The sequence below is a fragment of the Mycobacteriales bacterium genome (assembly GCA_030697205.1).
Taxonomy (GTDB): Bacteria; Actinomycetota; Actinomycetes; order Mycobacteriales; family SCTD01; genus JAUYQP01.
Genome location: JAUYQP010000013.1, coordinates 264203 through 287257, shown reverse-complemented (window position 1 = coordinate 287257; position 23055 = coordinate 264203). Strand labels below are relative to the sequence as shown.

At 73.2% G+C, this 23055-nt stretch carries 28 protein-coding genes, 1 tRNA gene and 1 riboswitch; of the genes, 21 read left to right on the top strand and 8 right to left on the bottom strand.

What is annotated here, in order from left to right:
• Positions 1 to 396: 396 nt before the first annotated feature.
• Both Q8R60_04790 and Q8R60_04785 read right to left on the bottom strand, forming a co-directional pair.
• Positions 397 to 1059, bottom strand: a complete 663-nt coding sequence (locus Q8R60_04790; protein MDP3711784.1) for a methyltransferase domain-containing protein — start codon at positions 1057 to 1059, stop codon at positions 397 to 399.
• Positions 1056 to 2099: a DUF2855 family protein gene (locus Q8R60_04785; protein MDP3711783.1), complete on the bottom strand. Its 1044-nt coding sequence runs from the start codon at positions 2097 to 2099 to the stop codon at positions 1056 to 1058. Before Q8R60_04785 ends, Q8R60_04790 begins: the two co-directional genes overlap by 4 nt.
• Before the next feature lie 52 nt (positions 2100 to 2151).
• Positions 2152 to 2233: riboswitch (ZMP/ZTP riboswitch) on the top strand.
• 22 nt (positions 2234 to 2255) lie between these two features.
• On the opposite strand from Q8R60_04785, the gene glyA reads away from it, so the two are divergent.
• The 4 genes from glyA (at position 2256) to Q8R60_04765 (ending at position 5923) form a co-directional block, all read left to right on the top strand.
• Complete coding sequence (gene glyA / locus Q8R60_04780) at positions 2256 to 3530, top strand: serine hydroxymethyltransferase (protein MDP3711782.1); 1275 nt, start codon at positions 2256 to 2258, stop codon at positions 3528 to 3530.
• Between the two features lie 48 nt (positions 3531 to 3578).
• Positions 3579 to 4961: an MFS transporter gene (locus Q8R60_04775; protein MDP3711781.1), complete on the top strand. Its 1383-nt coding sequence runs from the start codon at positions 3579 to 3581 to the stop codon at positions 4959 to 4961.
• Complete coding sequence (locus Q8R60_04770) at positions 4958 to 5698, top strand: lysophospholipid acyltransferase family protein (protein MDP3711780.1); 741 nt, start codon at positions 4958 to 4960, stop codon at positions 5696 to 5698. The genes Q8R60_04775 and Q8R60_04770 overlap by 4 nt, the downstream gene beginning before the upstream one ends.
• Before the next feature lie 96 nt (positions 5699 to 5794).
• Positions 5795 to 5923 carry a hypothetical protein gene (locus tag Q8R60_04765; GenBank protein MDP3711779.1) on the top strand — a complete coding sequence of 43 codons (129 nt, stop codon included), beginning with the start codon at positions 5795 to 5797 and terminating at the stop codon, positions 5921 to 5923.
• Between the two features lie 4 nt (positions 5924 to 5927).
• Here the strand turns inward: Q8R60_04765 and Q8R60_04760 are convergent, their stop codons facing one another.
• Positions 5928 to 6878, bottom strand: a complete 951-nt coding sequence (locus tag Q8R60_04760) for an aldo/keto reductase (protein ID MDP3711778.1) — start codon at positions 6876 to 6878, stop codon at positions 5928 to 5930.
• Positions 6879 to 6993: 115 nt separating this feature from the next.
• On the opposite strand from Q8R60_04760, the gene Q8R60_04755 reads away from it, so the two are divergent.
• The 9 genes from Q8R60_04755 (at position 6994) to Q8R60_04715 (ending at position 13845) form a co-directional block, all read left to right on the top strand.
• A complete protein-coding gene (locus Q8R60_04755; protein ID MDP3711777.1) occupies positions 6994 to 8433 on the top strand; it encodes a M23 family metallopeptidase in 1440 nt (479 codons plus the stop codon).
• Between the two features lie 116 nt (positions 8434 to 8549).
• Positions 8550 to 8942, top strand: coding sequence for a hypothetical protein (locus Q8R60_04750; protein ID MDP3711776.1), 393 nt, complete (start codon positions 8550 to 8552; stop codon positions 8940 to 8942).
• A 9-nt stretch (positions 8943 to 8951) separates the two neighbouring features.
• Positions 8952 to 9389, top strand: a complete 438-nt coding sequence (locus Q8R60_04745) for a hypothetical protein (protein ID MDP3711775.1) — start codon at positions 8952 to 8954, stop codon at positions 9387 to 9389.
• Positions 9386 to 10039 carry a hypothetical protein gene (locus Q8R60_04740; GenBank protein MDP3711774.1) on the top strand — a complete coding sequence of 218 codons (654 nt, stop codon included), beginning with the start codon at positions 9386 to 9388 and terminating at the stop codon, positions 10037 to 10039. Before Q8R60_04745 ends, Q8R60_04740 begins: the two co-directional genes overlap by 4 nt.
• Positions 10036 to 10881 (top strand): signal peptidase I, encoded by an 846-nt coding sequence (locus tag Q8R60_04735; GenBank protein ID MDP3711773.1) that lies wholly within the window; start codon positions 10036 to 10038, stop codon positions 10879 to 10881. Before Q8R60_04740 ends, Q8R60_04735 begins: the two co-directional genes overlap by 4 nt.
• 44 nt (positions 10882 to 10925) lie before the next feature.
• Positions 10926 to 11153 carry a hypothetical protein gene (locus Q8R60_04730; GenBank protein ID MDP3711772.1) on the top strand — a complete coding sequence of 76 codons (228 nt, stop codon included), beginning with the start codon at positions 10926 to 10928 and terminating at the stop codon, positions 11151 to 11153.
• 32 nt (positions 11154 to 11185) lie between these two features.
• The gene (gene rarD / locus Q8R60_04725) at positions 11186 to 12091 is read left to right on the top strand and encodes an EamA family transporter RarD (GenBank protein ID MDP3711771.1); all 906 of its coding nucleotides are present in this window, start codon (positions 11186 to 11188) and stop codon (positions 12089 to 12091) included.
• A 107-nt stretch (positions 12092 to 12198) separates the two neighbouring features.
• Positions 12199 to 12816, top strand: coding sequence for a response regulator transcription factor (locus tag Q8R60_04720; protein ID MDP3711770.1), 618 nt, complete (start codon positions 12199 to 12201; stop codon positions 12814 to 12816).
• A 9-nt stretch (positions 12817 to 12825) separates the two neighbouring features.
• Positions 12826 to 13845 (top strand): UDP-N-acetylmuramate dehydrogenase, encoded by a 1020-nt coding sequence (locus tag Q8R60_04715; protein ID MDP3711769.1) that lies wholly within the window; start codon positions 12826 to 12828, stop codon positions 13843 to 13845.
• Here Q8R60_04715 and Q8R60_04710 read toward each other — a convergent pair.
• Positions 13842 to 14366 (bottom strand): hypothetical protein, encoded by a 525-nt coding sequence (locus Q8R60_04710; protein MDP3711768.1) that lies wholly within the window; start codon positions 14364 to 14366, stop codon positions 13842 to 13844. The two genes, Q8R60_04715 and Q8R60_04710, sit on opposite strands and share 4 nt — an antisense overlap.
• 55 nt (positions 14367 to 14421) lie before the next feature.
• Here Q8R60_04710 and Q8R60_04705 point away from each other — a divergent pair, with 55 nt between their 5' ends.
• On the top strand, positions 14422 to 15174 hold the full coding sequence (locus Q8R60_04705; GenBank protein ID MDP3711767.1) for an EAL domain-containing protein: 753 nt from the start codon (positions 14422 to 14424) through the stop codon (positions 15172 to 15174).
• A 3-nt stretch (positions 15175 to 15177) separates the two neighbouring features.
• Here Q8R60_04705 and Q8R60_04700 read toward each other — a convergent pair whose 3' ends face one another.
• On the bottom strand, positions 15178 to 15447 hold the full coding sequence (locus Q8R60_04700) for a DUF3039 domain-containing protein (protein ID MDP3711766.1): 270 nt from the start codon (positions 15445 to 15447) through the stop codon (positions 15178 to 15180).
• 414 nt (positions 15448 to 15861) lie between these two features.
• Between Q8R60_04700 and Q8R60_04695 the strand changes: the two genes are divergently transcribed.
• Both Q8R60_04695 and Q8R60_04690 read left to right on the top strand, forming a co-directional pair.
• Positions 15862 to 16428 (top strand): hypothetical protein, encoded by a 567-nt coding sequence (locus Q8R60_04695; GenBank protein MDP3711765.1) that lies wholly within the window; start codon positions 15862 to 15864, stop codon positions 16426 to 16428.
• Positions 16429 to 16705: 277 nt separating this feature from the next.
• Complete coding sequence (locus Q8R60_04690; protein ID MDP3711764.1) at positions 16706 to 17665, top strand: NAD(P)/FAD-dependent oxidoreductase; 960 nt, start codon at positions 16706 to 16708, stop codon at positions 17663 to 17665.
• Between the two features lie 82 nt (positions 17666 to 17747).
• Here Q8R60_04690 and Q8R60_04685 read toward each other — a convergent pair whose 3' ends face one another.
• The gene (locus tag Q8R60_04685; GenBank protein MDP3711763.1) at positions 17748 to 18395 is read right to left on the bottom strand and encodes a hypothetical protein; all 648 of its coding nucleotides are present in this window, start codon (positions 18393 to 18395) and stop codon (positions 17748 to 17750) included.
• A 148-nt stretch (positions 18396 to 18543) separates the two neighbouring features.
• Between Q8R60_04685 and Q8R60_04680 the strand changes: the two genes are divergently transcribed.
• From Q8R60_04680 to Q8R60_04665, 4 genes are all read left to right on the top strand, one after another.
• A complete protein-coding gene (locus Q8R60_04680; protein ID MDP3711762.1) occupies positions 18544 to 19026 on the top strand; it encodes a tRNA adenosine deaminase-associated protein in 483 nt (160 codons plus the stop codon).
• An 18-nt stretch (positions 19027 to 19044) separates the two neighbouring features.
• Positions 19045 to 19557, top strand: a complete 513-nt coding sequence (locus Q8R60_04675; GenBank protein MDP3711761.1) for a tRNA adenosine deaminase-associated protein — start codon at positions 19045 to 19047, stop codon at positions 19555 to 19557.
• 7 nt (positions 19558 to 19564) lie between these two features.
• Positions 19565 to 20035, top strand: a complete 471-nt coding sequence (locus tag Q8R60_04670; protein ID MDP3711760.1) for a nucleoside deaminase — start codon at positions 19565 to 19567, stop codon at positions 20033 to 20035.
• A gap of 10 nt (positions 20036 to 20045) precedes the next feature.
• Positions 20046 to 20135 (top strand) — tRNA-Ser (locus Q8R60_04665).
• Between the two features lie 177 nt (positions 20136 to 20312).
• Here Q8R60_04665 and Q8R60_04660 read toward each other — a convergent pair.
• Together Q8R60_04660 and Q8R60_04655 are read right to left on the bottom strand one after the other, a co-directional pair.
• Complete coding sequence (locus Q8R60_04660) at positions 20313 to 20618, bottom strand: thioredoxin family protein (GenBank protein ID MDP3711759.1); 306 nt, start codon at positions 20616 to 20618, stop codon at positions 20313 to 20315.
• Between the two features lie 50 nt (positions 20619 to 20668).
• Positions 20669 to 21919 carry an MFS transporter gene (locus tag Q8R60_04655; GenBank protein MDP3711758.1) on the bottom strand — a complete coding sequence of 417 codons (1251 nt, stop codon included), beginning with the start codon at positions 21917 to 21919 and terminating at the stop codon, positions 20669 to 20671.
• A 306-nt stretch (positions 21920 to 22225) separates the two neighbouring features.
• Here Q8R60_04655 and Q8R60_04650 point away from each other — a divergent pair, with 306 nt between their 5' ends.
• Entirely contained in the window at positions 22226 to 22960 is a 735-nt protein-coding gene (locus tag Q8R60_04650; GenBank protein ID MDP3711757.1) for an MMPL family transporter, read from the top strand.
• Positions 22961 to 23055 lie beyond the last annotated feature (95 nt).

Sequence of the window (23055 nt, the reverse complement as noted above, 5' to 3'; positions counted from 1 at the left end):
CGACCTGCAACCGGCCAGCGAGAGCGGCGGCGATCTCGGCCTGCATCGCGAGCAGCTCGTGCACATCCGCCGCAGCCGTGAGCCCGTCAGCAGAAGGCTCGATCGCGGCCTGCAGGGCAGCCCGGGCGGCGGTCACGCGTGCGTCAGCCGGGACCCCCGACGTCACCTGAACCACCCTCACCACCCCCGCACCAGCCGTACGAACAACTGTGCTAATAGTAACCCGGATCTGCCGCATCACAAGGGGTGTGGACGACTATTTCAGGACGTGGAGCAGTGGTTGGCACCCGCCACAACGACTGCAATTTCCCAGGATGTGGCGCCGCACGCCCCATGGCGACGGACGTTTTCCAAGTCAGCGGATGACGTCTTCGAAGCAGCCGTGAGAGGAGTTCTCTATCGGCTGGTGGCGAGCACGCTGCACTGGTCGTCGCGCTCGGCACCCTGCCCCCTGCGGGTGAGCTGCGCGACCGCACGCAGGCCCACGCTCTCCAGTTCGTGCGCGATCCGGTCCGCGGTGACGAGATGGCGCTGGAGCCGTGCCGGCTCGTGACCGCCCACATCGACGTAGGACCAGGCCACGTCGCGGGTGCCCTCGCCCGACTGGGCGCCGATCAGGACGGCCCCGCCGGGCCGCAGGACCCGGGCGGTCTCGGCGAGGGCGAGGGGCAGCGCGTCGGGAGGAAGGTGGATGAGGGAGTACCAGAGCAGCACGCCGTCGAAGGCGTCGTCGCGGAACGGCAGCTCGGTCACCGACCCGACGACGGAGGCGAGGCCGGGGCGCTCGCGGCGCGCTATCGCGAGCATCCCCGGCGAGAGGTCCAGGCCGTCGACGTCGCACCCGTTATCTGCGAGGTGCCGGCTGAGACGACCCGTGCCGCAGCCGGCATCGAGGACCCGCCCGTCGGGGGTGGTCCGCACCTGCGAGGTGAAGGCGTCGAGCATGGCGAGGTCGAGCGCGATCTCGGCTCGGGTGTCGGGGAAGGCCTCCGCGTAGAGCGGGGCCGCCTGGTCGTAGCCCTCGCGCACCGCTCGCCACCCCGGGTCAGGCGTGCTCACAGCGAGACGACGTGGCCCTCGCGCGGTGCGACGTCGCCCGACAGGACCCGCGGCCACAACGACTGCAGCGCCTCGGCCCCCGAGTGAGCGACGACATCCACCCAGGAATCAAGTGACGGCAGGGCGCCGGACCAGGCCGCGTCGTAGCGGTCGCGGAAGCCGTCCGGTCCCCAGTCCGCGGTCCGCACGACGATCCGGTCGGGCGCGAAGAAGAACGTGGGCGGCGCCCCTGGGAGGCGCTCTCCCGTGCCGGCCTCGAACTGCGTCGCGCCGACCACCGCCGAGTGCACGAGAAGGTCGCCGAGGTGGTGGTGGACGGCCGACCGCAGCGGTGCGGAGCCGGCCAGGTCGACGTAGCTCGTCGGAGCAGCGGCCAGGGACGCGACGTCGTCGTACGCCCTGGTCTCGTCGTAGACCCCGAGGCCCTCGACGAAGGCCAGGTTGCCGGGGGAGGTCAGGCCGACGAGGCGGCCGGTGCCGCGCAGCAGGGCGGCCGTGCAGTAGGCGGTCTTGCTCGACGCGGAGGAGAAGACGACCTGCGTCGCGCCGAAGAGGTCGGAGGACGCGATCAGGTCGGCGAGCAGGAAGGCCGTCCCGAACAGCGGCCGGTAGAGCAGCTGCAGGTCGCCGTCGTGGGCGTCCGCCACCACGGCAGGCAGGTAGCTGTTGTAGACGGCGGCGAGCTCCGCCCGGTGTGGCGCGATGTCACGGAAGGCCGGCCCGCGCCCAGGCGTGACGACGAGGTGCGACGAGGAGGGCAGGTAGCCGTAGACCTGCTGCCCCACCTCGGCGAGGGGAGACGACGACGCGACGACGGTCGCGAAGCCCCACAGCGGGACCCGGCCCGTGCCGGCCGGCGCGGGGAAGAAGTCCCAGTAGCGCATCGCGTCGCCGAAGACGGCGTAGGTCGCGTTGTTGGCGGTCAGCCCGACGCGGTCGACGCGCAGCAGCGCCTCACCCGGTCCGGCGACCGGCTCGGGGACCTCCACCAGCGAGGTGCGCGCGAGGTCGGTGCGGTCGACGAGCAGGTCCCAGGCCATGGCCGCAACCTACGGCCCGGGGGTGGCCCGCACCCGCAGCCTCGCCTACCATCGGAGGCGTCGCGACTGGCGCCGAGGGTGGAACCGACCACCGGGGAGCGACGATCGGCCTGCCGCGCGCCTGGGCACCCCCGTCACTGCCAGAGGAGCCCGCCCGTGACCGCCCTTCCCGCCGACTTCTTCACCGCCCCGGTCTCCGAGGTCGACCCCGAGATCGCGGCCGCGCTCGACGCCGAGCTGCGTCGCCAGCAGGACACCCTCGAGATGATCGCCTCCGAGAACTTCGTGCCGCAGGCCGTCCTCGACTGCCAGGGATCGGTCCTCACCAACAAGTACGCCGAGGGCTACCCCGGTCGCCGCTACTACGGCGGTTGCGAGCACGTCGACGTCGTCGAGCAGCTCGCGATCGACCGCGCGAAGGCGCTGTTCGGTGCCGATCACGCCAACGTGCAGCCGCACGCGGGCGCCCAGGCCAACAACGCCGTCTACCACGCGCTGCTCCAGCCCGGCGACCGGATCATGGGCCTGTCGCTCGCGCACGGCGGCCACCTGTCCCACGGCATGAAGCTCAACGTCAGCGGCCGGCTCTACGACGTCGTCGCCTACGAGGTCGACCGCGAGACCTCGCGCATCGACATGGACGCGGTCGCCGAGAAGGCCCGCGAGACCCGCCCGAAGATGATCGTCGCCGGTTGGTCGGCCTACCCCCGCCACCTCGACTTCGCGCGCTTCCGCGAGATCGCCGACGAGATCGGCGCGCTGCTGTTCGTGGACATGGCCCACTTCGCCGGCCTCGTCGCGGCCGGCCTGCACCCGAGCCCGGTGCCCTACGCCGACGTCGTCTCGAGCACCGTGCACAAGACCCTCGGCGGTCCGCGCTCCGGCATCATCCTGTGCCGCGAGCAGCACCAGAAGAAGATCGACCAGGCGGTCTTCCCCGGTCAGCAGGGCGGCCCGCTCACCCACGTCATCGCGGCCAAGGCCGTCGCGTTGCGGATCGCGGCCAGCCCGGAGTTCCGCGAGCGCCAGGAGCGCACCATCGCCGGGGCGCAGGCCGTCGCCGACGAGCTCATGCAGGTCGGCGAGGGCGTCACCGTCCTCACCGGCGGCACTGACGTCCACCTCGCCTTGGTCGACCTGCGCGACAGCGAGCTCGACGGCCAGCAGGCCGAGGACCGGCTCCACGAGATCGGCATCACCGTCAACCGCAACGCGGTGCCCTTCGACCCGCGCCCGCCGATGGTCACCTCCGGCCTGCGGATCGGTACGCCGGCGCTGGCCAGCCGGGGCCTCTCGGTCGAGACGCTGCGAGAGGTGGGCCGGCTCATCGGCCGCGCCCTCACCCCGGCCTTCGAGACCGAGAAGGCCGACCTCGCCAAGCAGGTCCGGGCGGTTGCCGACGCGCACCCGCTCTACGCGCAGCTGGGGTAAGTAGTCCTGCTCATGCAGATCGGGGCCCACAGGGCCGACGATCTGTGCATGCCCACTACCCATGACGAGACGCGCCGCCGAGCCGTCTCCGGCTTCACCCTCTACGACGTCGCGAACTCCGCCTTCGTCACGACAGTGGTGACGGCCGTGGGCGGACCGTTCATTACCGCGATCGCCGAGGCCGCGGAGGACGCCAACGGTCGGGTGGCGATCCTCGGCCTCAACCCGCGGGCCGACGCGCTCTACGCCTACGCGACCTCGCTGTCGGTGCTGCTGCAGGTCCTCGCCCTGCCGGTGCTCGGGGCGCTCGCCGACCGCTCCGACGCCAAGCGCCGGCTGCTCGTGCTCGGCACCGGCATCGGAGCGGTCGCGACGTTCTGCCTCGCCGCGGTCCCGATGGGCCAGCCGCTGCTCGCGGTCCTGTCCTTCGCGGTCGCCAACGTCGCCTTCGGAACCGCGATCCTCGCCTACAACGCCTACCTCGCCGACGTCGCTGAGCCCCCGGACCGCGACAGGGTGTCGGCCCGCGGCTACGCCTTCGGCTACGCCGGCGGGGCGTTCGTCCTCGCCCTCACTCTCGGGCTGCTCGCGCTGGCCGGCCCGCTCGGCATCGGCAAGGGCACGATGGTGCGGGTCGCGATCGCCGGCGCCGGCCTGTGGTGGGTCGCCGTCGGGACCGTCGCGATCCGTCGCCTCGACGCGGTGCGCGACCTGCCGGGCTGGGTCGAGCACGAGTCCCCTCCGTCGCTGGGTGCGCAGCTGCGCACGTCGTTCGTGGAGCTCCGGTCCTCGCTCGCGGCGCTGCGCAAGCTCCCCGGCACCGCCCGCTACCTCGGTTCGTTCCTGCTCTTCAACGACGCCATCCAGGCCGTGGTCGCGCTGTCGGCCGTGGTGCTCACCAACGAGCTCTTCGAGGCGAAGGGCCGGTCGGCCGAGGACGCGACAGGCTTCCTGCTCTCCCTGGTGCTGCTCATCCAGGTGGTCGCCGTTGGCGGCGCGCTGGGCTCGGCGCGGCTCGCTGCGCGCTACGGCGCCAAGCAGGTCCTGCTCGGCTCCCTCGTCATCTGGACCGGCGTCGTCGTCTACGCGGTCGCGGCGCTCGACAGCACGACTGCGGCGTACGGCATGGGGGTCGTGATCGCGCTGGTCCTCGGCGGCTCGCAGTCGCTGGCCCGGTCGCTGTTCTCCTCGATGGTGCCCGACGGCAGGCAGGCCAGCTTCTTCGGCTTCTATGAGCTCGCCGAGCGCGGCACCGCCTGGGTCGGGTCGCTGGTCTTCGCGGTCGTCCTCGACGTCACCGGCTCCTACCGCTCCGCCCTGCTCTCGCTGCTGGTGCTCTTCATCAGCGGCGGCCTGCTGCTGGCCCGCACCGACACCGACGCCGCCATTGCCGCCGCGCAGGCCGAGCCGCTCGAGCCGGTGACGGCATGAGCGCGCCGACCGACCGGACCTACCGCATCCTGCTGCGGCTCGTGCGCTTCCTGCTGCACCTGTGCACCCGCCGGGAGCAGTACGGCGAGGAGCACCTCCCGTCGAGCGGGCCCGTCATCGTGGTGGGCAACCACGTCTCCGTCGCCGACGCCTTCGTCCTCGTGACGACGATCGCCCGCTGCGGCAGGCGGATCCGGATGCTCGGCACCGGTGGTCTGTTCGGCGCGCCGGTCGTCGGCTGGATCCTGCGGCACGCCGGCTACGTCCCCGTCTACCGCCGCTCCGAGGACCCGGCTGCGGCGCTCGCCCCTGCTCGCGCGGCCCTGGAGCGCGGCGACGTCGTCGGGCTCTACCCGGAGGGCGGCATCACCCGCGACCCCGACCACTGGCCGGTGCGCGGCAAGACCGGCGTGGTCCGCCTCGCCCTCGACACGGGCGCTCCCGTCGTACCCCTGGCGCAGTGGGGGACGCACCGCTTCGTCGGCGCAGAGGGCACTCGGTGGCGGGCCCTGCTGTCGCCGGTCGTGCGTCCGCGCATCACGGTGTCGCTGGGCGCGCCGCTCGAGATGCGCGCGCTGCTCGGTGTCGGGTCGGCGGCCGAGGCGACGCCGGAGCAGCTGCGCGCCGGGGCCGACGCGGTCATGGCGGCGCTGGTGTCCCTGGTCGCCGGGCTGCGCGGCGAGCAGCCCCCCGCGCGGGCGGGACGTGAGCCCAACCCGGAGAAGGCAGCGGCCTGACCCTGCGGCGTGGGACAGTGGTCGTCCTAGCGTGCCTGGTCAGTCCAGAGCCTGAGCTCCCCTCGCCGCTGCCGAGCACGAGCGAAGGAGACCGTCATGGCCAAGGACAAGGGTGGCCGCGAGGCCAAGACGCCCAAGGCGAGCAAGAACATCAAGGTCAAGGGCCAGACCCCGCTGCCCGGCGCGGCGTCGCTCGACGCGATCAACCACAAGGGCAAGAAGTAGCGGCTCAGTAGCGCGCGCCCACCGGCGCGGGCAGGGCGTCGAGGTCCGCGAGGTCCTCGGCGGTCAGGGCGATGTCGGCGCTGGCGGCGTTCTGCTCGAGGTAGTGGACCTTCTTCGTCCCGGGGATGGGTACGACGAGAGCTCCCTGCGCGAGGACCCAGGCCAGCGCGACCTGCGCGTTGGTGGCGTCGCGGCGCTGGGCCACGGCTGCGACCGCGTCGACGATGCGCTGGTTGGCGGCGATGGCGTCGTCGGTGAAGCGCGGGTTGCGGCTGCGGAAGTCGGTCGAGTCGAACCCGGCCGTCACCGTGCCCGTGAGGAAGCCGCGACCGAGCGGGCTGAAGGGCAGGAAGCCGATCCCGCGTTCGACGCACCACGGCAGCACCTCGGGCAGCGGGTCGCGGGTCCACAGCGACAGCTCCGACTGCACGGTCGAGACGGGGTGGATCGCGTGCGCCTTCTCGAGGTGCTCCACCTGCACCTCACTCATGCCGAGGAAGCGGGCCTTCCCGGCCGCGACCACCTCCGCCATCGCGCCCCAGGTCTCCTCGACCGGCACCTGCGGGTCGACGCGGTGCAGCTGGTAGAGGTCGACGTGGTCGACGCCGAGCCGCTTGAGCGACGCGTCGATGCCGGCGCGGACGCGCTCCGGTGAGCCGTCCATCCCGATGACCCGACCCTCGCCGACCTTCAGCCCGACCTTGGTCGCGAGCACCGCCTCGTCGCGCCGGTCCGCCAGCGCCCGGCCGACGAGCTCCTCGTTGGTGAAGGGGCCGTAGACGTCGGCGGTGTCGACGAGCGTCACGCCGAGGTCGAGCGCCCGGTGGATCACCGACACCGACACGTCGTCGTCGCGCTCGTCCGGGCCGTAGGCGAACGACATCCCCATGCAACCGAGGCCTACCGCCCCGACCTCCGGTCCGCCGTCGAAGAGCCTGCGGATCGGGATCGTCATGTCGTCTCCTGTCGGGGCCGGACACCGTCGTCGTCCTTCAGCCGACACTCGCACACCCCGGGCCAGGCCCCGTGCCGTCTCGTCCGACGATCACGGTGCCCTGACACCCCACAGGGTGAAGGCGTTCACCCTGTCGAGCGCCGACGACAAGGGCATGCGCCGCGCCCTGCTGTCCCTGCTCGCCCTCGCGACCCTCGCCGGGGGCGCGCAGACCGCCCAGGCCCTGGTCGACCCGGGGACCGGCACGTCCTACGAGCTGACCTCCGTCACGGTGCCGATGACCTTCCCCGTCGCGGGACGGGTCTCCTTCACCGACAACTACCTCGTGTGCCGGTCGGGCTGCACGCGCAAGCACATGGGGCAGGACCTCATGGGCGCGAAGATGACGCCGCTCGTCGCTGCCTTCGACGGTGTCGTCACGACGCTGCAGCAGGACGGCGGCAGCGGCAACTACGTCGGGATCACCGCCGACCGCGGTCCCGCAAAGGGCTGGACGGTCCTCTACCTGCACGTCAACAACGACACTCCCGGCACCGACGATGGGCGCGGCAGCGCGCAGTGGGCCTTCCCGAAGGGCATCGAGCGCGGCGCGCGCGTCCTCGCCGGCCAGCTCGTCGGGTGGCTCGGTGACAGCGGCAACGCCGAGTCGACCGGCGCGCACCTGCACGTCGAGCTGCGCAAGGGCACCGGCTGGAGCGGGGTCGTCCACAACGCCTACCCGTCGCTCATCAAGGCCCGGCGGCTCAGCGCCCCGACGGCGAGCGGTCCGCACCCTGACGGCAGCGTCGTGAAGCACCCCACCGGTGCGCTCTTCGTCCTCGAGGCCGGTCGCAAGCGGCCGGTCACGCCGACGGTGCTCGCCGCCCGCGGGCTGGCACTGAGCGCCGCAGTGCCGATGACCGCAGCCGAGTCGCTCGGCTACCCGACCACGACCCCCCTCCCGCTGCGCGACGGCACCGTCGTGCGCGACCCCGCCGGTACGACCTGGCTGGTCCACGCAGGAAGCAGGAGCAGGGCGGGTAGGCCGGCACTGCAGGCCTTGTTCCTGACCGACCCCCGGGTCTTCGCGGTCTCCGACGCGGACCTCGCGCGACTGCCCGAGGTGCCGCTGCCCGAGTCACCGGTCTACCCCGGTGCGCTCGTCCGGGTCGACGGTGACCCGGCGGTGCACCGCGTCGGTGAGGACGGCGCCCTGCACGCGGTCTCGGCCCAGGCCCTCGCGAGCCACGGCCTGTCCTCGCGCGACGTCGCCCTGCTGCCCGCGCCCGAGCTCCCGCTACCCGAGGTCCTGGACGTGCCGGTCGACGAGCTGCTCCCCGAGGGTCTGCGGGTGGCGGCCCTGCTCGAGGCGCTGCCGGTCGGCGACCCGCTCGGCCTGCGTGACGGCACGGTCGTCCAGACCCCGTCCCACAAGGTCGCGGTGATCTCCGGTGGCTACGTCCGGCGTCTCTATGACAGCCGGATGGTCGCGAGCTACGGCTACTCCGGGCGCCCGCGGATGCTGGTCAGCGACGCCCTGCTCGCGACCTACCCGGTCCGGGCTCTCACCGGCTGACTCACCCGTTCGGCGCAGTCGTTCGGTAAGCGATTGAATCCGATGGCGCACAAGTCGGACATGTCCGATCCCGATCTTCTTGCTGACCCAGTCAGCCCAGAGATCGGACTCCCCCCATGCGCACCCAGCGCCTCATCATCCCCGTCGTCGCCGGCATCGCCGTCTTCGGCACCGTCTCGGCCTTCGCCGCCTCGCTCAACCTGAGCAGCAGCAAGACCCTCGCCTCCGGCAATGCCGACGTCCTCTCCTGTGACGCGACCACCCTCATCGACGCCACCTACACGACGGTCTTCGCTGCCGGGGGTTATGCCGTCAACCAGGTGACCTTGAGCTCCCCCGTGGCCTGCGAAGGCAAGGTCGTCAAAGTGACCTTCACTGATGCGGGCGGCGCTTCGCTCGGTGAGGTCGACGGTGTTGTTGCTACGGGCTCGACGCCCATCGTCGTCCCGACTGTTGCGCCCATCCTCGCCGCGGCCGTCGAGGGCATCTCCGTCGTCATCGCCGGATAGCGCTTCACCGTGCGGCGCGACCGCTCGTCGAGCGCCGGTGCTGCGGCTCCCCGCCGCGGCCCGGCGCTCGTCGGCGTGCCCGCAGCCGTCGGCCTCACCGCCGCCCTGGTCCTCGGGGCCGGCGCCGCTGCCCTCGCGGCGCCGCTGTCGGTCACCTCGACCCTCGGAGCGGGGCGCGCCGACGTGACCGCCTGCGGTGACCTCGCGCTCGCCCGCACCGGCTACGCCGTCACGGCCGGCACGGTGCAGTCCGTCGTCGTCAGCGCCGTCCCCGCCGGGTGCGAGGGCGCCCGCCTGCAGGTGACGCTGGTGTCCTCGAGCGGGGCGGCCCTCGCGACCGCCGGGCCAGTCACCGTCACCGGTGGCCTCGCCCGGTTCACGGCGCTGTCGGCTGCCCCGTCACCCGATGCCGTCGCGCGCGTCGACGTCGTGGCGGTCGGTCCGTGAGGACCCGCGGCCGGGGCACGGCGGCGCTGCTGGCCACCGCACTCGCGGGGGCGCTGCTCGGGCTCCCGGGCGTTGGCTGGTCGGCCGCTCTCGTCCTGCGCAGTGACGCGCTCACCGTCGCGTCGCTGCCGAGCCCCACGCTCTACGCCTCGTCGGTGGCCAGCACCGACGACCGGGGCGGTGGTCGCGGCAAGGTCGACACCGGCGACAGCACGACGCTGGTGCTCGGCGGGCGGCTGCGGCCGAGCTCGCTGTGCTCCACCTGGGTGGAGACCGCCACCCCGCAGACCGTCACCGGCCTCACCCTGCGGCTGCTCGACGGCGCGGGTACCGGCGGCAACGACGTGCTCGTCGTCGACACCGCTCCCACGGGCGGGTGCGCGGGCGGCCTGCGGCTCGGCACGGTCGACACCGGCAGCGCGGGCTTCGTCACCGGTGGCAGCGTGTCCTTCACGGCCTCGACCGCGACGCTGACCTGGACGGCCACGTCGGCCACGCTCGACGTGGTCTTCGGCACGCGCTCCGGCCCGCTCGCCAACCCCGGCGTCGCGACCGTCCTCACCTGGACGCCCGATCCGGGCCTGCTCGACGGCAGTGGCCTGGCCATCGCCGACGGCACGGCCTCGTCGGTCTCGGCGGTGCAGTGGTGACGGACCTGCTGGAGCGGCCGGTCGTGCCGGTGGCGCCTCTCCCGCCCGTGCCTCGGGCCCGGGTCGACCGTGACGGCGCGGCCGAGCGCACTCTCGTCGTACGCGATGTGGTCCGGGCCGTGGTGTGGGCCCTCGTCGCGGTCGCGCTGTGGCAGGTGTGGCCGCAGACCGTCGGCGGTCCGATGGCCTACGTCCAGGTCTCCGGCACGTCGATGGAGCCGGGCCTGCGCACAGGAGACCTCGTGGCGGTGCGGCGACGCGACGGCTACCAGGTCGGCGACGTCGTCGCGTACCGCGTGCCCGACGGTCAGTTCGGGGAGCGCAACGTGGTCATCCACCGGCTGGTCGGCGGTGACGGGCGCAAGGGGTGGGTGACGCTCGGCGACAACCGCGACCTCGTCGACCCGTGGTCCCCGCGCGACTCCGACGTCGTCGGCGAGATGGTCTGGAGCAGTGCGGGCCGCGGCGACGACCTGGCGCGGCTCGCCCAGCCGGTGCCGCTCGGGCTGCTCACCGGGGGCCTGACCACCCTGGTGCTGCTGTGGCCGGACCGTCGCCGCCGGGTCGTCGCGCCTGTCGTCGTGCCGATGGTGCTCGACGGCCTGCGGCTCGTCCCTCTCGCGGTGCCCGACCCGGGCCGCAGCGCGGCCCGCGGCCTCGGCACGGTCGTCGTCGGGTGGATCGGCAGCGGCGCCCCGGCCCGCTGCACCGACCTGCCTCGCGGCGCGGTGCGGCTGCGCCCGGGCACCGTCCGTGTCGCGCTCGCGAGCGGTCCGGTGGCCGTTGCCTCGTGGAGCCCCGTCGGGCCAACGCGGGTTGCTCCGGTCGGCTGTGCGGCGTGAACCGGCGGATGCCGAGTCCACCCAGCGAGGAGAGGGGAGTCGGGGTGTCGGACAAGATCACGCCGGATGAGGACGCCGAGCTCCGGCGGCTGCACTACTTCGAGCGCTTCGGGTGCGAGCTCGCCCCGAAGGTGCGCGCGGTGAAGGGCCAGATCCGGTCGCGTGACAAGCGGGCCGTCATCCGCGACCCGGAGGACGCCGCCACCCTCGGCTCGGAGGCGCGGGCCCGCGTCGCGCAGGACGGCGTCGGGATGGCCCGCCGCTCCCGCTGACCGCCCGTCGGCCGCGCGGTTAGCGTGACCGGGTGGTCGAGTCGAGGAAGGGCGTGCTCTACGGAGCGGGCGCCTACTTCCTCTGGGGGCTGTTCCCGCTCTACTGGCCGCTGCTCGAACCGGCCGGGCCCGGCGAGGTGCTCGCCCACCGGGTGCTGTGGTCCCTGGTCGTCGTCGCGGCACTGCTGGTGGCCGCGCGCCGGCTGACGGAGGTCCGCGCCGTGCTGCGCGACCGCGCCCGGATGCTGCGGCTGTCCGCGGCGTCGGTGCTCATCGGCCTCAACTGGTTCACCTACATCTACGGCGTGACCCACGACCACGTCGTCGAGACCTCGCTGGGCTACTTCATCAACCCCATCGTCACGGTCCTGCTCGGCGTCGTCGTGCTCAAGGAGCGGCTGCGCCCGACGCAGTGGGTCGCGATCGGCGCGGCGACCGTGGCGGTGCTGGTCCTGTCGGTGCAGAACGGCAGCCCGCCCTGGATCGCCCTCGTCCTGGCCTTCTCCTTCGGCGGCTACGGTCTGCTCAAGAAGACCGCCGCCGTCGGGGCTGTCGAGGGGCTCGCGGTGGAGACGGCGGTGATGGCACCGGTCGCTGCGGCGTACCTCCTGGTCCTCACCACGCGGGGTGACCTCGTCTTCGGGACCGAGGGGGTCGGGCACGCGCTGCTGCTCGTCGGCGCCGGGGTGGTGACGGCGATCCCGCTGCTGCTGTTCGGGGCGGCCGCGAGCCGCGTGCCGCTGACGACCCTCGGCCTGCTGCAGTACCTCGCGCCGACGCTGCAGTTCCTCATCGGAGTGGCGTTGTACGACGAACCGCTCCCGCTGCTCCGCCTGGTGGGCTTCGCCCTGGTCTGGGCCGGCCTGGCGATCTTCACCGCCGACCTCGTCCGGCACCACCGGAGACAGCTGCGGATCGTCGTCGCCGAACCTGTCTGACCTGCTCGCTCACGGAGCGTCACCACCGGCCGATGGGACGGGACAGGCCATGGACGGCCTGGGGCGCGGTGCTTGCACCGCCCGAGTGGTTCAGGGAGGAACGCGTCATGACGACCGTCTTGCTCTGCGACGACCATCGCGTCGTCCGCGAGGCCCTCGCCTCCATGCTCGTCAGCGTCGCGGGGGTCGCGACCGTCGAGCAGGCGGGCTCGGGCGAGGAGGTGCTCGCGCGCTACCCCGCGCTGCGACCCGGTGCGGTGCTGCTCGACGTCAGGCTGCCCGGGCTCGACGGCGTGGCCACCGCGGTGCGGCTGCTGGGCGAGCACCCCGAGGCGCGGGTGCTGCTGCTGACCGGCGAAGTGCGCGAGGAGGAGCGGTTGCGCGCGCTGCGCAGCGGCGTCCGCGGCTACCTCGCCAAGGACGTGGACGCCGAGCAGCTGCGGGGCGCGCTCGCGACGGTCGTCGCCGGTGGTGACCTGCTGTCGAAGGCGCAACGGCGGGCCCTCGAGCTGCACGAGCCCAAGCGCGTCACCTTGCTGTCACCGCGTGAGATGCAGGTCCTCGAGGGGATGGCCGCGGGCCGCTCCAACGCCGAGATCGGCCGCACGCTGTGGCTGAGCGAGGACACCGTGAAGGTCCACGCGAAGAAGCTCTTCGCCAAGACCGGGGTGCACGACCGTGCTGCCGCGGTGGCCTGGGCCTTCCGGTCAGGAGTGCTCGCCTAACCTGGCCCGGTGCTGCTCGCCGACCTCACCACCCTCGGACTCGGTGGCCCCGCGGACGACGTCGCGGAGGCCCGCACCGAGGCCGAGCTCGTCGAGGCGGTGCGCTCCCTCGACGCCGCCGGCACCCCGGTGCTGGTCGTCGGCGGTGGCAGCAACCTCGTCGTTGCCGACGGGGGCTTCCCGGGCACCGTCGTGCGGGTCCTCACGACCGGGGTGGACGAGCTCACCGGCGGGGCCGTCTCGGTGGCCGCGGGGGAGGACTGGGACGGCGTCGTCGCGCGGCTCGTCGCGCAGGGCCGCGCCGGGGTGGAGGCGCTGTCGGGGATCCCGGGCGCGACCGGGGCGACACCGGTGCAGAACGTCGGCGCCTACGGCCAGGACCTCTCGCAGACCTGCACGGGGGTCAGGGCGCTGGACCGCAGCTCCGGTGAGGTGCTCGAGCTGGGTGCGGCGGACTGCGACTTCCGCTACCGGCACAGCCGCTTCAAGGCTGAGCGCGACCGCTGGGTCGTCCTGTCCGTCCACCTGTCGCTCGAGACCGGCCCGCTGTCCGCGCCCGTCCGCTACGCCGAGCTGGCCCGCGCCCTCGGCGTCGACGTCGGTGACCGCGCGCCGCTGGCCGAGGTCCGCGAGGCGGTGCTCGGGCTGCGTCGCGGCAAGGGGATGGTCGTCGACCCGGCCGACCCGGACAGCCGCAGCGCCGGCTCGTTCTTCACCAACCCGGTGCTGACCGAGGCGCAGCTCGACGCCCTGCGCGGACGGCTGCCGGACGTGAGCGTCCCGGCGTACCCCGACCAGGGTGGCTGGAAGGTCAGTGCTGCCTGGCTCATCGAGCGAGCGGGCTTCGCGAAGGGCGACCTCGACGGGCCGGTGGGGCTGTCGACCAAGCACGTGCTCGCGCTGGTCAACAGGGGCGGGGGTACGACGCAGGACCTGCTGCGTGCCGCCCGGACGGTGCGCGACGCGGTGCGTGACCGGCTCGGTGTCGTGCTCGTCGCCGAACCCGTGCTGGTCGGGGTCGAGCTCTAGTCCCAGGGACCGGTCCAGGGCGTCGGGTCCCCGCCGGCGCACTGGGTCGTGAACTGCTCAAGGTACCACGCGTTGAAGTGGGCCTGCACGGCCGGCTGCGCGAGGGTGAGCAGCTGGTCGCCGTCGCGGCAGAACTCCTCGACCTCGAGCAGCAATGCCCCGAGCACTGCGGCAGCGCCGCCCGCAGACGCAGGCACCTCGGTCGTGAGGTCGATGCGGTCGACACCCGCGGCGATCGCGTCGTCGCGCTCCGCCTCCGGTCGCTCGCTGGCCCCGCCGTAGCGGCGACCGAGGACGTCGATGAGCTCGACCAGCCGCGCCGGCAGGGCCTGGCTGGTCTCGTCGGCGAGGGCGAGCAGCGCCATCTCGCGCATCAGCTCGTCGTGGTGCTCGGCAGAGCGCTTCCAGATCCGCACCGGGACGTCGCGCAGGTGCACCGCCACCACCGGATCGGGCGCTGCCGAGTCGGCCGGCGGCGTGTAGCGACCGAGGCCCGGACCGTCTGTGACGCGACTCTCCACGCGGGTGACCTTACGCCTGCTCAGGTCGGAGGTCCCACCTGCCGAGACGTCCCCCATGTCCCTGCTCGACACCACCGAAGAGCTGCGGCGCCACCGCGCCCTGCTCGAGGAGCTCATCGACGACCCGCGCCGCCTCGGCCCCGACTTCCAGCCGATCCGCCGGCTCGGGGCTGATGCCCCCGCCGACCCGGTCGGGCTGAAGGCCACCGGCCGCGGCCAGTCCGGCACCGCGCTGTCCAGCACCCTGGCCCTGCTCGAGAGCGCGCAGGCCACCGGCCTCGTCGAGCGCCTCGACTGGGCCTTCCGCTGCCTCGCGCTCGACGCGGCGGGGGAGGCGGGCGTGACCGCCGAGCTCTTTCTCACTCCGGAGCCCGAGACCTATGGCAGCGCGTGCCCGCCGCGGCTGTTCACAGCGTTCAGTCGCGGTCGTCGCGCGCTGAAGGTCGCGGCCGAGGTGCCTGCGTCCGCGTTCGCGCGCGCCGACCTCGAGAGCGCTGTCGCGGAGTTCCGCGGCTGGGGCTGGCGGATCGTCGCGGACGACGTCTCGGACCTGATCGCCCACGACCCGTCGGTGCTGCGTCGCCTCGAGGCGCTGCGCCCCGAGGTCGTCAAGCTCGACCTCACCAAGCCCGGCCGCAGCACGGTCGGGACCGCCGCCGGTGTCCGCCAGCTCCTGGACTGGGCGGGTGGGGCGGGCGTCGAGGTCATGGCGGTCGGCGTCGACAGCCAGGTGCAGGCCGGGGTCGCCACCGACCTCGGCGCGACGCTCGGCCGCGGACGACTGCTCGGAGCGCCCGGCCCGCTGTAGCGGCTACTCGGGCGGCGTGTCGTCGCCGGAGTCGAAGCTGTGCAGGAGGTCCATCATCTGCTTGCACTTCGGGCAGACCGGGAACTTCTGCGGGTCGCGGCTGGGCACCCAGACCTTGCCGCACAGCGCCGTCACCGGCGCGCCCAGCACCGCCGATTCGACGATCTTGTCCTTCTTCACGAAGTGGCTGAAGCGCTCGTCGTCACCGTCGTCGAGCTGCGGGTCGGTGCGCAGGTCCTCAAGGGTCGCGGTGCCGAGCCTGGGGGTCGTCATGAGCCGAGGGTACGACGGGAACCGCCTGTACACGCAGGCGTGCTCGGCGGGGGTGGGGCCGCGGTGTCTCGGTCGATCGGGGTCACTGGGGCGACCACTGCTGACCGAGACGTGACCGTGCCGGGTCGGGCTGGGGTGTCTCGGTCGATCCGGGTCCCTGGGGCGACCACTGCTGACCGAGACGTGACCGTGCCGGGCTGGGGTGTCTCGGTCGATTGGGGTCACTGGGGTGACCACTGCTGACCGAGACGTGACCGTGCCGGGCCGGGTGCGTGGCCCCGCTGACCGCAGGAGCGCGGCCGATGTGCGCGGCGCGGTCCGCGTGACCCGCAGGCGATCGGGTCCTTCCCTAGGATCTTGTTGCGCCCCGCACCCGCGGTGGCAGCACCCCACGACCTGACGAGGACCCCCACGATGGCCAAGGACGAGAAGGCAGCGCTGCGCAAGGCCGTCGACCGGGCGGAGCGCGCCGCGCAGAGCGCCGTCCGTGCGGCCGGCAAGGCCCGCCAGCTGCTCAAGAAGAGCGAGAAGGCGGCCAAGCCCGGCAAGGGCGCGACCCCGAAGTCCGCTGCCCCGGCGGCCACCCCGGCGACCCCCGCTGCCGTTACGGCCGTGACTCCTGCCGTCAAGGCTCCGTCGACGACCACGACCACGACGACGACCACGACGCCGCCGGCAACCGCCACCGCGGCGACCCCGGCGAAGAAGGCCCCGGCGAAGAAGGCCCCGGCGAAGAAGGCCCCGGCCAAGAAGGCCCCGGCCAAGAAGGCCCCGGCCAAGAAGGCCCCGGCCAAGAAGGCCCCGGCCAAGAAGGCCCCCGCGAAGAAGGCCTCGGCCGAGAAGACCCCGGCTGCTGCCGAGGTCGCTCCTGTGAAGGCGCCCGCGAAGAAGGCTCCCGCGAAGAAGGCTCGGGCGAAGAAGGCCCCCGCGAAGAAGGCTCCCGCGAAGAAGGCACCGGCCAAGAAGGCCGCCGGCTCCTGAGTCGCCGCGGGGGGTCCACCCGCGCCACCACCTTCGTCGACGCGAGCAACACTCCACTTCCCGACCACCGGCGGTGAGGTGTTGCTCGCGTTGATCATTCGGGGCGGGGGGCGGTAGGTCGGCGACGACGGGGTAGGGGACGCGCGAGCGGGCCCCCGCTCCCCGACCCCGAGGGGCTGACCCTGAGCACCGTGCGCTCCCGCCTGCGCGACACCGCCCGTACCGCCTTCGGCTGGGACGAGCTCCGGCCCGGGCGGCGCGGTCTGCTGAGGTCGGCATGACGCTCGAGCTCGACGCGGTCGTCGTCGGTGGTGGCGCGTCCGGGCTCGCGGCCGCGACCTGGCTCGCCCGCTACCGCCGCTCCGTGCTGGTCCTCGACTCCGGCGACTACCGCTCCAAGGACGTCGAGCGCTCGCACGGCTATCTCGGCCGTGATCCGCAGTCGCCGATGGACCTGCTCGCCCGCGGCCGCGAGGAGCTGCTCGCCTATCCCACCGCCGGCATCAGGCAGGAGTCGGTGACGGGCATCGTCCGGCGCGACGACGGGCTGTTCGAGGTGGCGACCACCGGCGACGACCTGCTGGTCCACCGCGTCGTGCTGGCCTGCGGCGTCGTCGACGCCAGGCCAGACGTCGCCGGCATCGACGAGCACTACGGCGCCTCGGTCTTCCACTGCCCGGCCTGCGACGGCTACGAGGCGCGCGACCGCGACGTGGTCGCGCTCGGTTGGGACCGCCGGCTCGTCGGCTTCTCCTCCACGCTGCTCAACTGGGCGCGCACGGTGACTGTCGTGACGGCCGGGATGTCCTTCGAGGGCGACGACGACTGTCGCAAGGCCCTGGCGGACAACGGGATCGAGCTCATCGAGCAGGCGGCGGAGGGCCTCGTCGGCACCCGCGGCGACCTGACCGGTCTCCGGCTCGTCGGTGGCCGGCTGCTCCCCGCGTCGCTCGTCTTCTTCTCCGTCGCCCACCGGCCCCGCACCGACCTGGCCCGCGCGCTCGGCTGCGCGCTCGACGGCGAGGGCTACGTCGTCGTCGACGGCGAGGGCGCGACCACCGTCGAGGGCGTGTACGCCGCAGGCGACCTCATCCCCGGCCTGCAACTGGTCCAGGTGGCCGCGGCCTCTGGTGCCGTCGCGGGGGTGGGGTGCGCCCAGTCGTTCTTCGGCAGCCGTGGCGCACCAACCTCGCCGGAGCCCGCCCCCGACCCGACGGTGCCCGGCCAGGGCGGCTGACCGGACCAGAGCCGGAGGCCCGGACACGCCAACGCCCCGGCCGCCCCGGGGGAAGGCGACCGGGGCGTCGTACCCCTGGTTGCTAGACGGCGTCCTTGACGCGCTCGACGGCCTTGTGGCCGAGGTCGCTGGCCTTGCCTGCGGCGAGGGTCCCGGCGCCCGCGGCGACGGCGCCCGCACGGGCCGGCAGGCCCTTGACGACACCGGTGAGCACCTGGGACGGTCGCTGCTGCTCCTCGTGCAGCGACGACGAGGCGAGCATCGCGCCGGTCAGGCCGGGGATGGCCCACTGGAGCGCGGCGAGCTGCTTCTGCGCCTTGGCGACCTCGGCGGGCGTGGCGGCCGACGGGTCGGTCGCGCCCTCCACCGGGACGTCACCAGCGTTCATCATCTTCTGGCCGAGGATGCGGGCGTAGGCCGTGGCGGCGAGCGCGCCACCGGTGAGTGCGGTCTTCACCGCGGTGTTGGCGAACACGCCCTTCTGGGTCGCGACGCGGCCCTTGTTCTCCTTGGCAAGGATCGCACCACCGGCGAGGTGGGCGCCGATGGCGACCAGGTTGACGGGCGTCCAGCGGCCCCATCCGGCGTTGGCGACCCGGGCGCGCTGACGCGGGTCGTCGACGTCCTTGGCCGCGCCGTTGACGCCGATCGCGCCCATCAGTGAGCCGCCGAACCAGGCGGCGAGGCCGATGTCGTGCAGCGCGTGGGCAACGGTGTTGCGCTCGGTCATGGGGTGCTCCTCGGGTGACGTGCGTGCGGTGTGGTCTGCACTACGCCTACCCGGGTCGGGTGCCCGGTGAACCCTGCTGCTACCCGTGGCGTGCAAGGTCTGGAAGAGTCCGCACCCGGAGCAGGTGGGCGTGAGGGCGGAGGCGGGTGTGAAGGACGATGAGACCTACGCCGTCGTCGTCTTCCGCGACGTCTCCGGCTGGCAGGCCGGACCCCTCCCGACCGCGGTCACCGGCGACCTCGATGCGCTCGTCGCCGCTGTCCGGCAGCAGCCGAGTGACAGCGGGTCGTTCGCGCTCGTCGACGTCGCCAGCGAGTTCTTCGTGGTCGTGCGGGTGGTGCAGGGCGAGGTCCGACTGCTGCTGTCCGACGTCACCGCCGCGGTCGCGTGGGACCTCGCCGCGCAGGTCTGCGAGGCCCTCGCCATCGACGTCCCGGGAGACGACGACCTCCAGGAGGTCTGGCCGGCCGGCGACCTGGGCATCTTCTCCGACCTCGGCCTCGACGAGATGGAGCTCGGCGCGGTCCTGTCCGACCTCGACGCCTACGCCGACGAGATGCTGTCGACCCTGGCCCGTCGGCTCGGTTTTGCCGACGTCTACGAGCCCGCCGTCGACGCCCTCGTCGACTGACACCCAGGAGAGACCACCGTGCCCTACTTCGCCGCAGCCGTCGCCCGCACCGCGGACGGCTGGACCGGTCGCGAGGTCGACCTGTCCGAGGTCGAGGACCTCGACGCCCTCGCCGACGAGTTGCGTGACCTCACCGGGGACGACGACGGACCGGCGCTGCTGCTGTTCGAGGAGGACGACGAGTACTTCGCCGTCGTGCGCGTCGCCGGTGGCGGGTCGCTCGCCGAGCCGCGGGTCTTCCTCTCGGATGTGCGCGCTGTGCAGGCCTCCGACGTCGCCGCGATGCTCTGGGAGGCGGCGGTCGAGGAGGAGGTCGACGACGACGACGACGAGGACGACGACGAGGACGAGGGCACCCGCGCGGTGTCGGAGCCGGTCGGTGACAGCGCCCTGCTGGGCGATCTCGGGACGTCGTCGGGTGACCTGCTCGACCTGTGCGCGACCGAGGGCCTGCTCCCCGCCGACGTGCTCGTCGCCGTGGCGGAGCGGGCCGGCTTCGCCGACGTCCTCGACGAGCTGCGCCCGGTCTAGCAGGCCCATGACGGCGTACGACGGGGACGATGCCGCCATGCTGCTGGCGCTCGCGGAAGCGGGCGCTTGCGCCGCCATCGGTGACGTGCCCGTCGGGGCTGTCGTGCTCGGCCCCGACGGCGAGGTGCTGTCACGCGGCCGCAACGAGCGGGAGGCCACCGGCGACCCGACGGCGCACGCCGAGGTGCTCGCGCTGCGAGCTGCCGCCGCGGTGCTCGGCTCGTGGCGGTTGACCGGCTGCACCCTCGTCGTGACCCTCGAGCCGTGCACGATGTGCGCCGGCGCCCTGGTGCTCGCCCGCGTCGACCGGCTGGTCTACGGCGCGGTCGACCCGAAGGCCGGCGCCGTCGGCTCGCTGTGGGACGTCGCCCGCGACCGGCGGCTCAACCACCGGGTCGAGGTGGTCCCGGGCGTGCGCGCCGAGGAGTCCGCAGATCTGCTCCGGTCCTTCTTCGGAGCACGCCGACAGGTCCGCTAGGCTCGTCGGCGGTGGCGTGTCCGAGCGGCCGAAGGAGCACGCCTCGAAAGCGTGTGAGGGGGCAACTCCTCCGTGGGTTCAAATCCCACCGCCACCGCCAACGCCGGGACTCCCGACGGAAGTCCAGCGAAAGGCCGACGAAAGTCGGCGACGATCATGCCCTCGCCGGTCTCCGGCGGGGGCACGGTCGTTCCCGGGGCCGTCGAGGTGCTCACCTGCCTTCGACCGGGCAAGGCCCTGGCGCAGCACCCGTACGTCACCAGGCCCGCCGGGGACGTCACGCCGCGCCTCGCAGGACCGAGACGAGCTGCTCGACCGTCGGTGCGCCCCGCAGCCCGTCGGGGGTCCTGAACACCCGGCACGACAGCCCGACCGGGTCGGACTCCTGAGCGAACGGGTCCGTGCCGTCGACCAGCACCGTGGGGGAGCCGCGGAACCGGAGCCGTTCGGCGTCGTCGGGCGTCGTCACCTCGACCAGCACGACGTCGGCGTCGACGCCGGCCAGCGATACGGCCTCCCGCAGCCGCGCGTCGGTCTCCTGCCCGTTCGGGCAGCCCGAGAACCACAGCAGCTCGACCTTCACTCCGGCGACGCTACGGCGTCGCCGGTCCGTCCGGCCTGATGCCTGGCCGGTCAAGCCGGGCGGCCCCGTGCCGTCGCGATCGTCCGGACCAGCAGCACGAACGCGACGGCCTGCCCGACCGCCGTCACGGCGACGAGCGCGCCGAGGTGCCGCTGGTAGAGCGCCCCCGCCGTGACTCCCGCGACGAGCGCGCCCGCGCCCTGGACCGCGGCGAACAGCCCGTACGCGGTGGCCCTCCTGCCCCGGGGGACGAGGTCCGCGACCATCGCCTTGACGGTGGAGTCCTGCACGCCGACGGCGGCGCCCCAGAGCAGCGCGCCCGGCACGACCAGGCCGAGCGACCCGCCGAGGGCGAGCGGGGGGACCGCCGCGACCAGCAACGGCAGGACGAGCAGGACGCGGGCTCCGACCCGGTCGTACGCCTCGCCCGTAGCCAGCGCGGCGACGGCCCCGGCTGCCATCGCCCCCGCGTAGAGCACCGGGACGGCGGCCAGCGGCAGCAGGTCCTGGTCGGCGGCGTTGAACCCGATGAGGCCGAACCCGACGAGCCCCGCGGTGCAGAGCGACGCGGCGACGGCGAACCGCCAGAACGCCGGCGGCAGCGGCGCCCGCTCGACGGCCACCCCGGTCGTCGTTCCGGCGTCGGCCACGGGCGGCGGGTCGGGCGGTGGACCGGGGGACTGCCGTCGGGTGAGCAGGAGCAGCGCCATCGCGACGGCTCCCGGCACGGCCAGGACCGCCAGGGCCAGCCGCAGGTCCCCGCCCGACACGGAGATCAGCCCGGCGACGAGCAACGGCCCGGCGAACGCCCCCACCTGGTCCAGGGCCTTGTGGACGCCGAGCCCCCGGCCCATTCCGACCTGCCCGGCGGCGTCCGCGAGCAGCGCCGACTTCGCCGGGCTCCGGACCGCCTTCCCCGCCCGCTCCATCAGGATCAGCGAGCCCGCGACGACCAGCCCCGCCCCGCCGAGCATCGGCGCCACGGCGAGCAGCGGCACGCAGACCGCCGTCGTCGCGTACCCCGCGATCGTCAACGTCCAGTACCTGCGGGTCCGGTCCGCCCACGGCCCCGAGACCAGCCGCAGGACCAGCGCGACGGCCTCCCCGGCCCCCGTCACCGCCCCGACGACCAGCGCCGACGCCCCGAGCGACGCCAGCAACGGCCCGTACACCGACCTCGCGCCCTCGTAGACCATGTCCGCGGCCAGGCTCACCACGCCGAACCCGACGACGACCCGCCACGGCGACCAGCCGTCGCCGGCAGGGCTGCCCGCCTCGCGCGCAGTCCCGTCCGCCGTCATCCGCCCCCGGTTCCCTCCGTCGCCGCACCCGCCAGCGCGAGTCTGCCAACCGGCCCTGCGCCCGTCCGGAGGGATGCCGTCGCAACTGCAGCGCGCAATGGTTCCGAACGCCGCTTCGGGCAATGATCTTGGTCGGCTCGGGAATGCCCAACTCATCGACCGGAGTCTGCCCAGGTCAGGAACTTGCGTCGGCACCTGGCCAAGCCCAGGTTGCGTTCCCGCAGGTCAGGGACTTGCGGGGCGCCGCCCGCGGCGTGCTGGAGGCCCCACTGGTCACCGAGTGGTCACAGAACTCCGGGGCAGCTCATGGAACGGCTACGAAGCCAGGTGCTGCCGGAGGTCACCCCAGCGGGGGCGCGGGTTCATGTCGGCGGTCAGACGGCGACCCTCATCGACCTCGCCCGCCGCACCAGCGATCGGCTCACCTGGTTTGTCGCCGGTGTGCTGCTGCTGTCGTGCCTGCTGCTCGCGCTGGTCTTCCGCTCGATCGTCATCCCGCTTCAGGCCGCCGTGATGAACGCGCTGTCCATCGGGGCGGCCCTGGGCGTGGTGGTCACCGTGTTCCAGCACGGCATCGGGCTGGGGCTGCTGGGACTCCAGGAACCGGTCCCGATCATCGGCTTCGTCCCGCTGATGCTGTTCGCGATCTTGTTCGGGCTGTCGATGGACTACGAGGTCTTCTTGCTGTCCTCGATCCGGGAGGCCTGGCTGAACGGGGCCGACAACCATGAGGCCGTCACCGCAGGGCTGACGCGGTCCGGCCGGGTCATCACCTCCGCCGCGCTGATCATGATCGCGGTCTTCGGGAGCTTCATGTTCAGCGACGACCCGATGCTGAAGGTCTTCGGCCTTGGTCTCACCGTCGCCGTGGCGCTCGACGCGACGGTCATCCGCTGCGTTCTGGTTCCGGCGGTGATGGTGCTGTGCGGGCGCGCGAACTGGTGGCTCCCGGCCGGTCTGGAACGGGCCCTACCCCGGCTCGAGGTCGACAAGGCGCACACCCCGGACGGCCGGCCGGCGTTGCCCTCAGAGGTGGGCTGACCGGGCGAGTCGGGACGGTGCCGGAGAAACACCAAAGTATGCCGAAGGAAAGCCGCCGTCGCGGTCGTTCTCAGGTCAGGAACACATCGACGGAG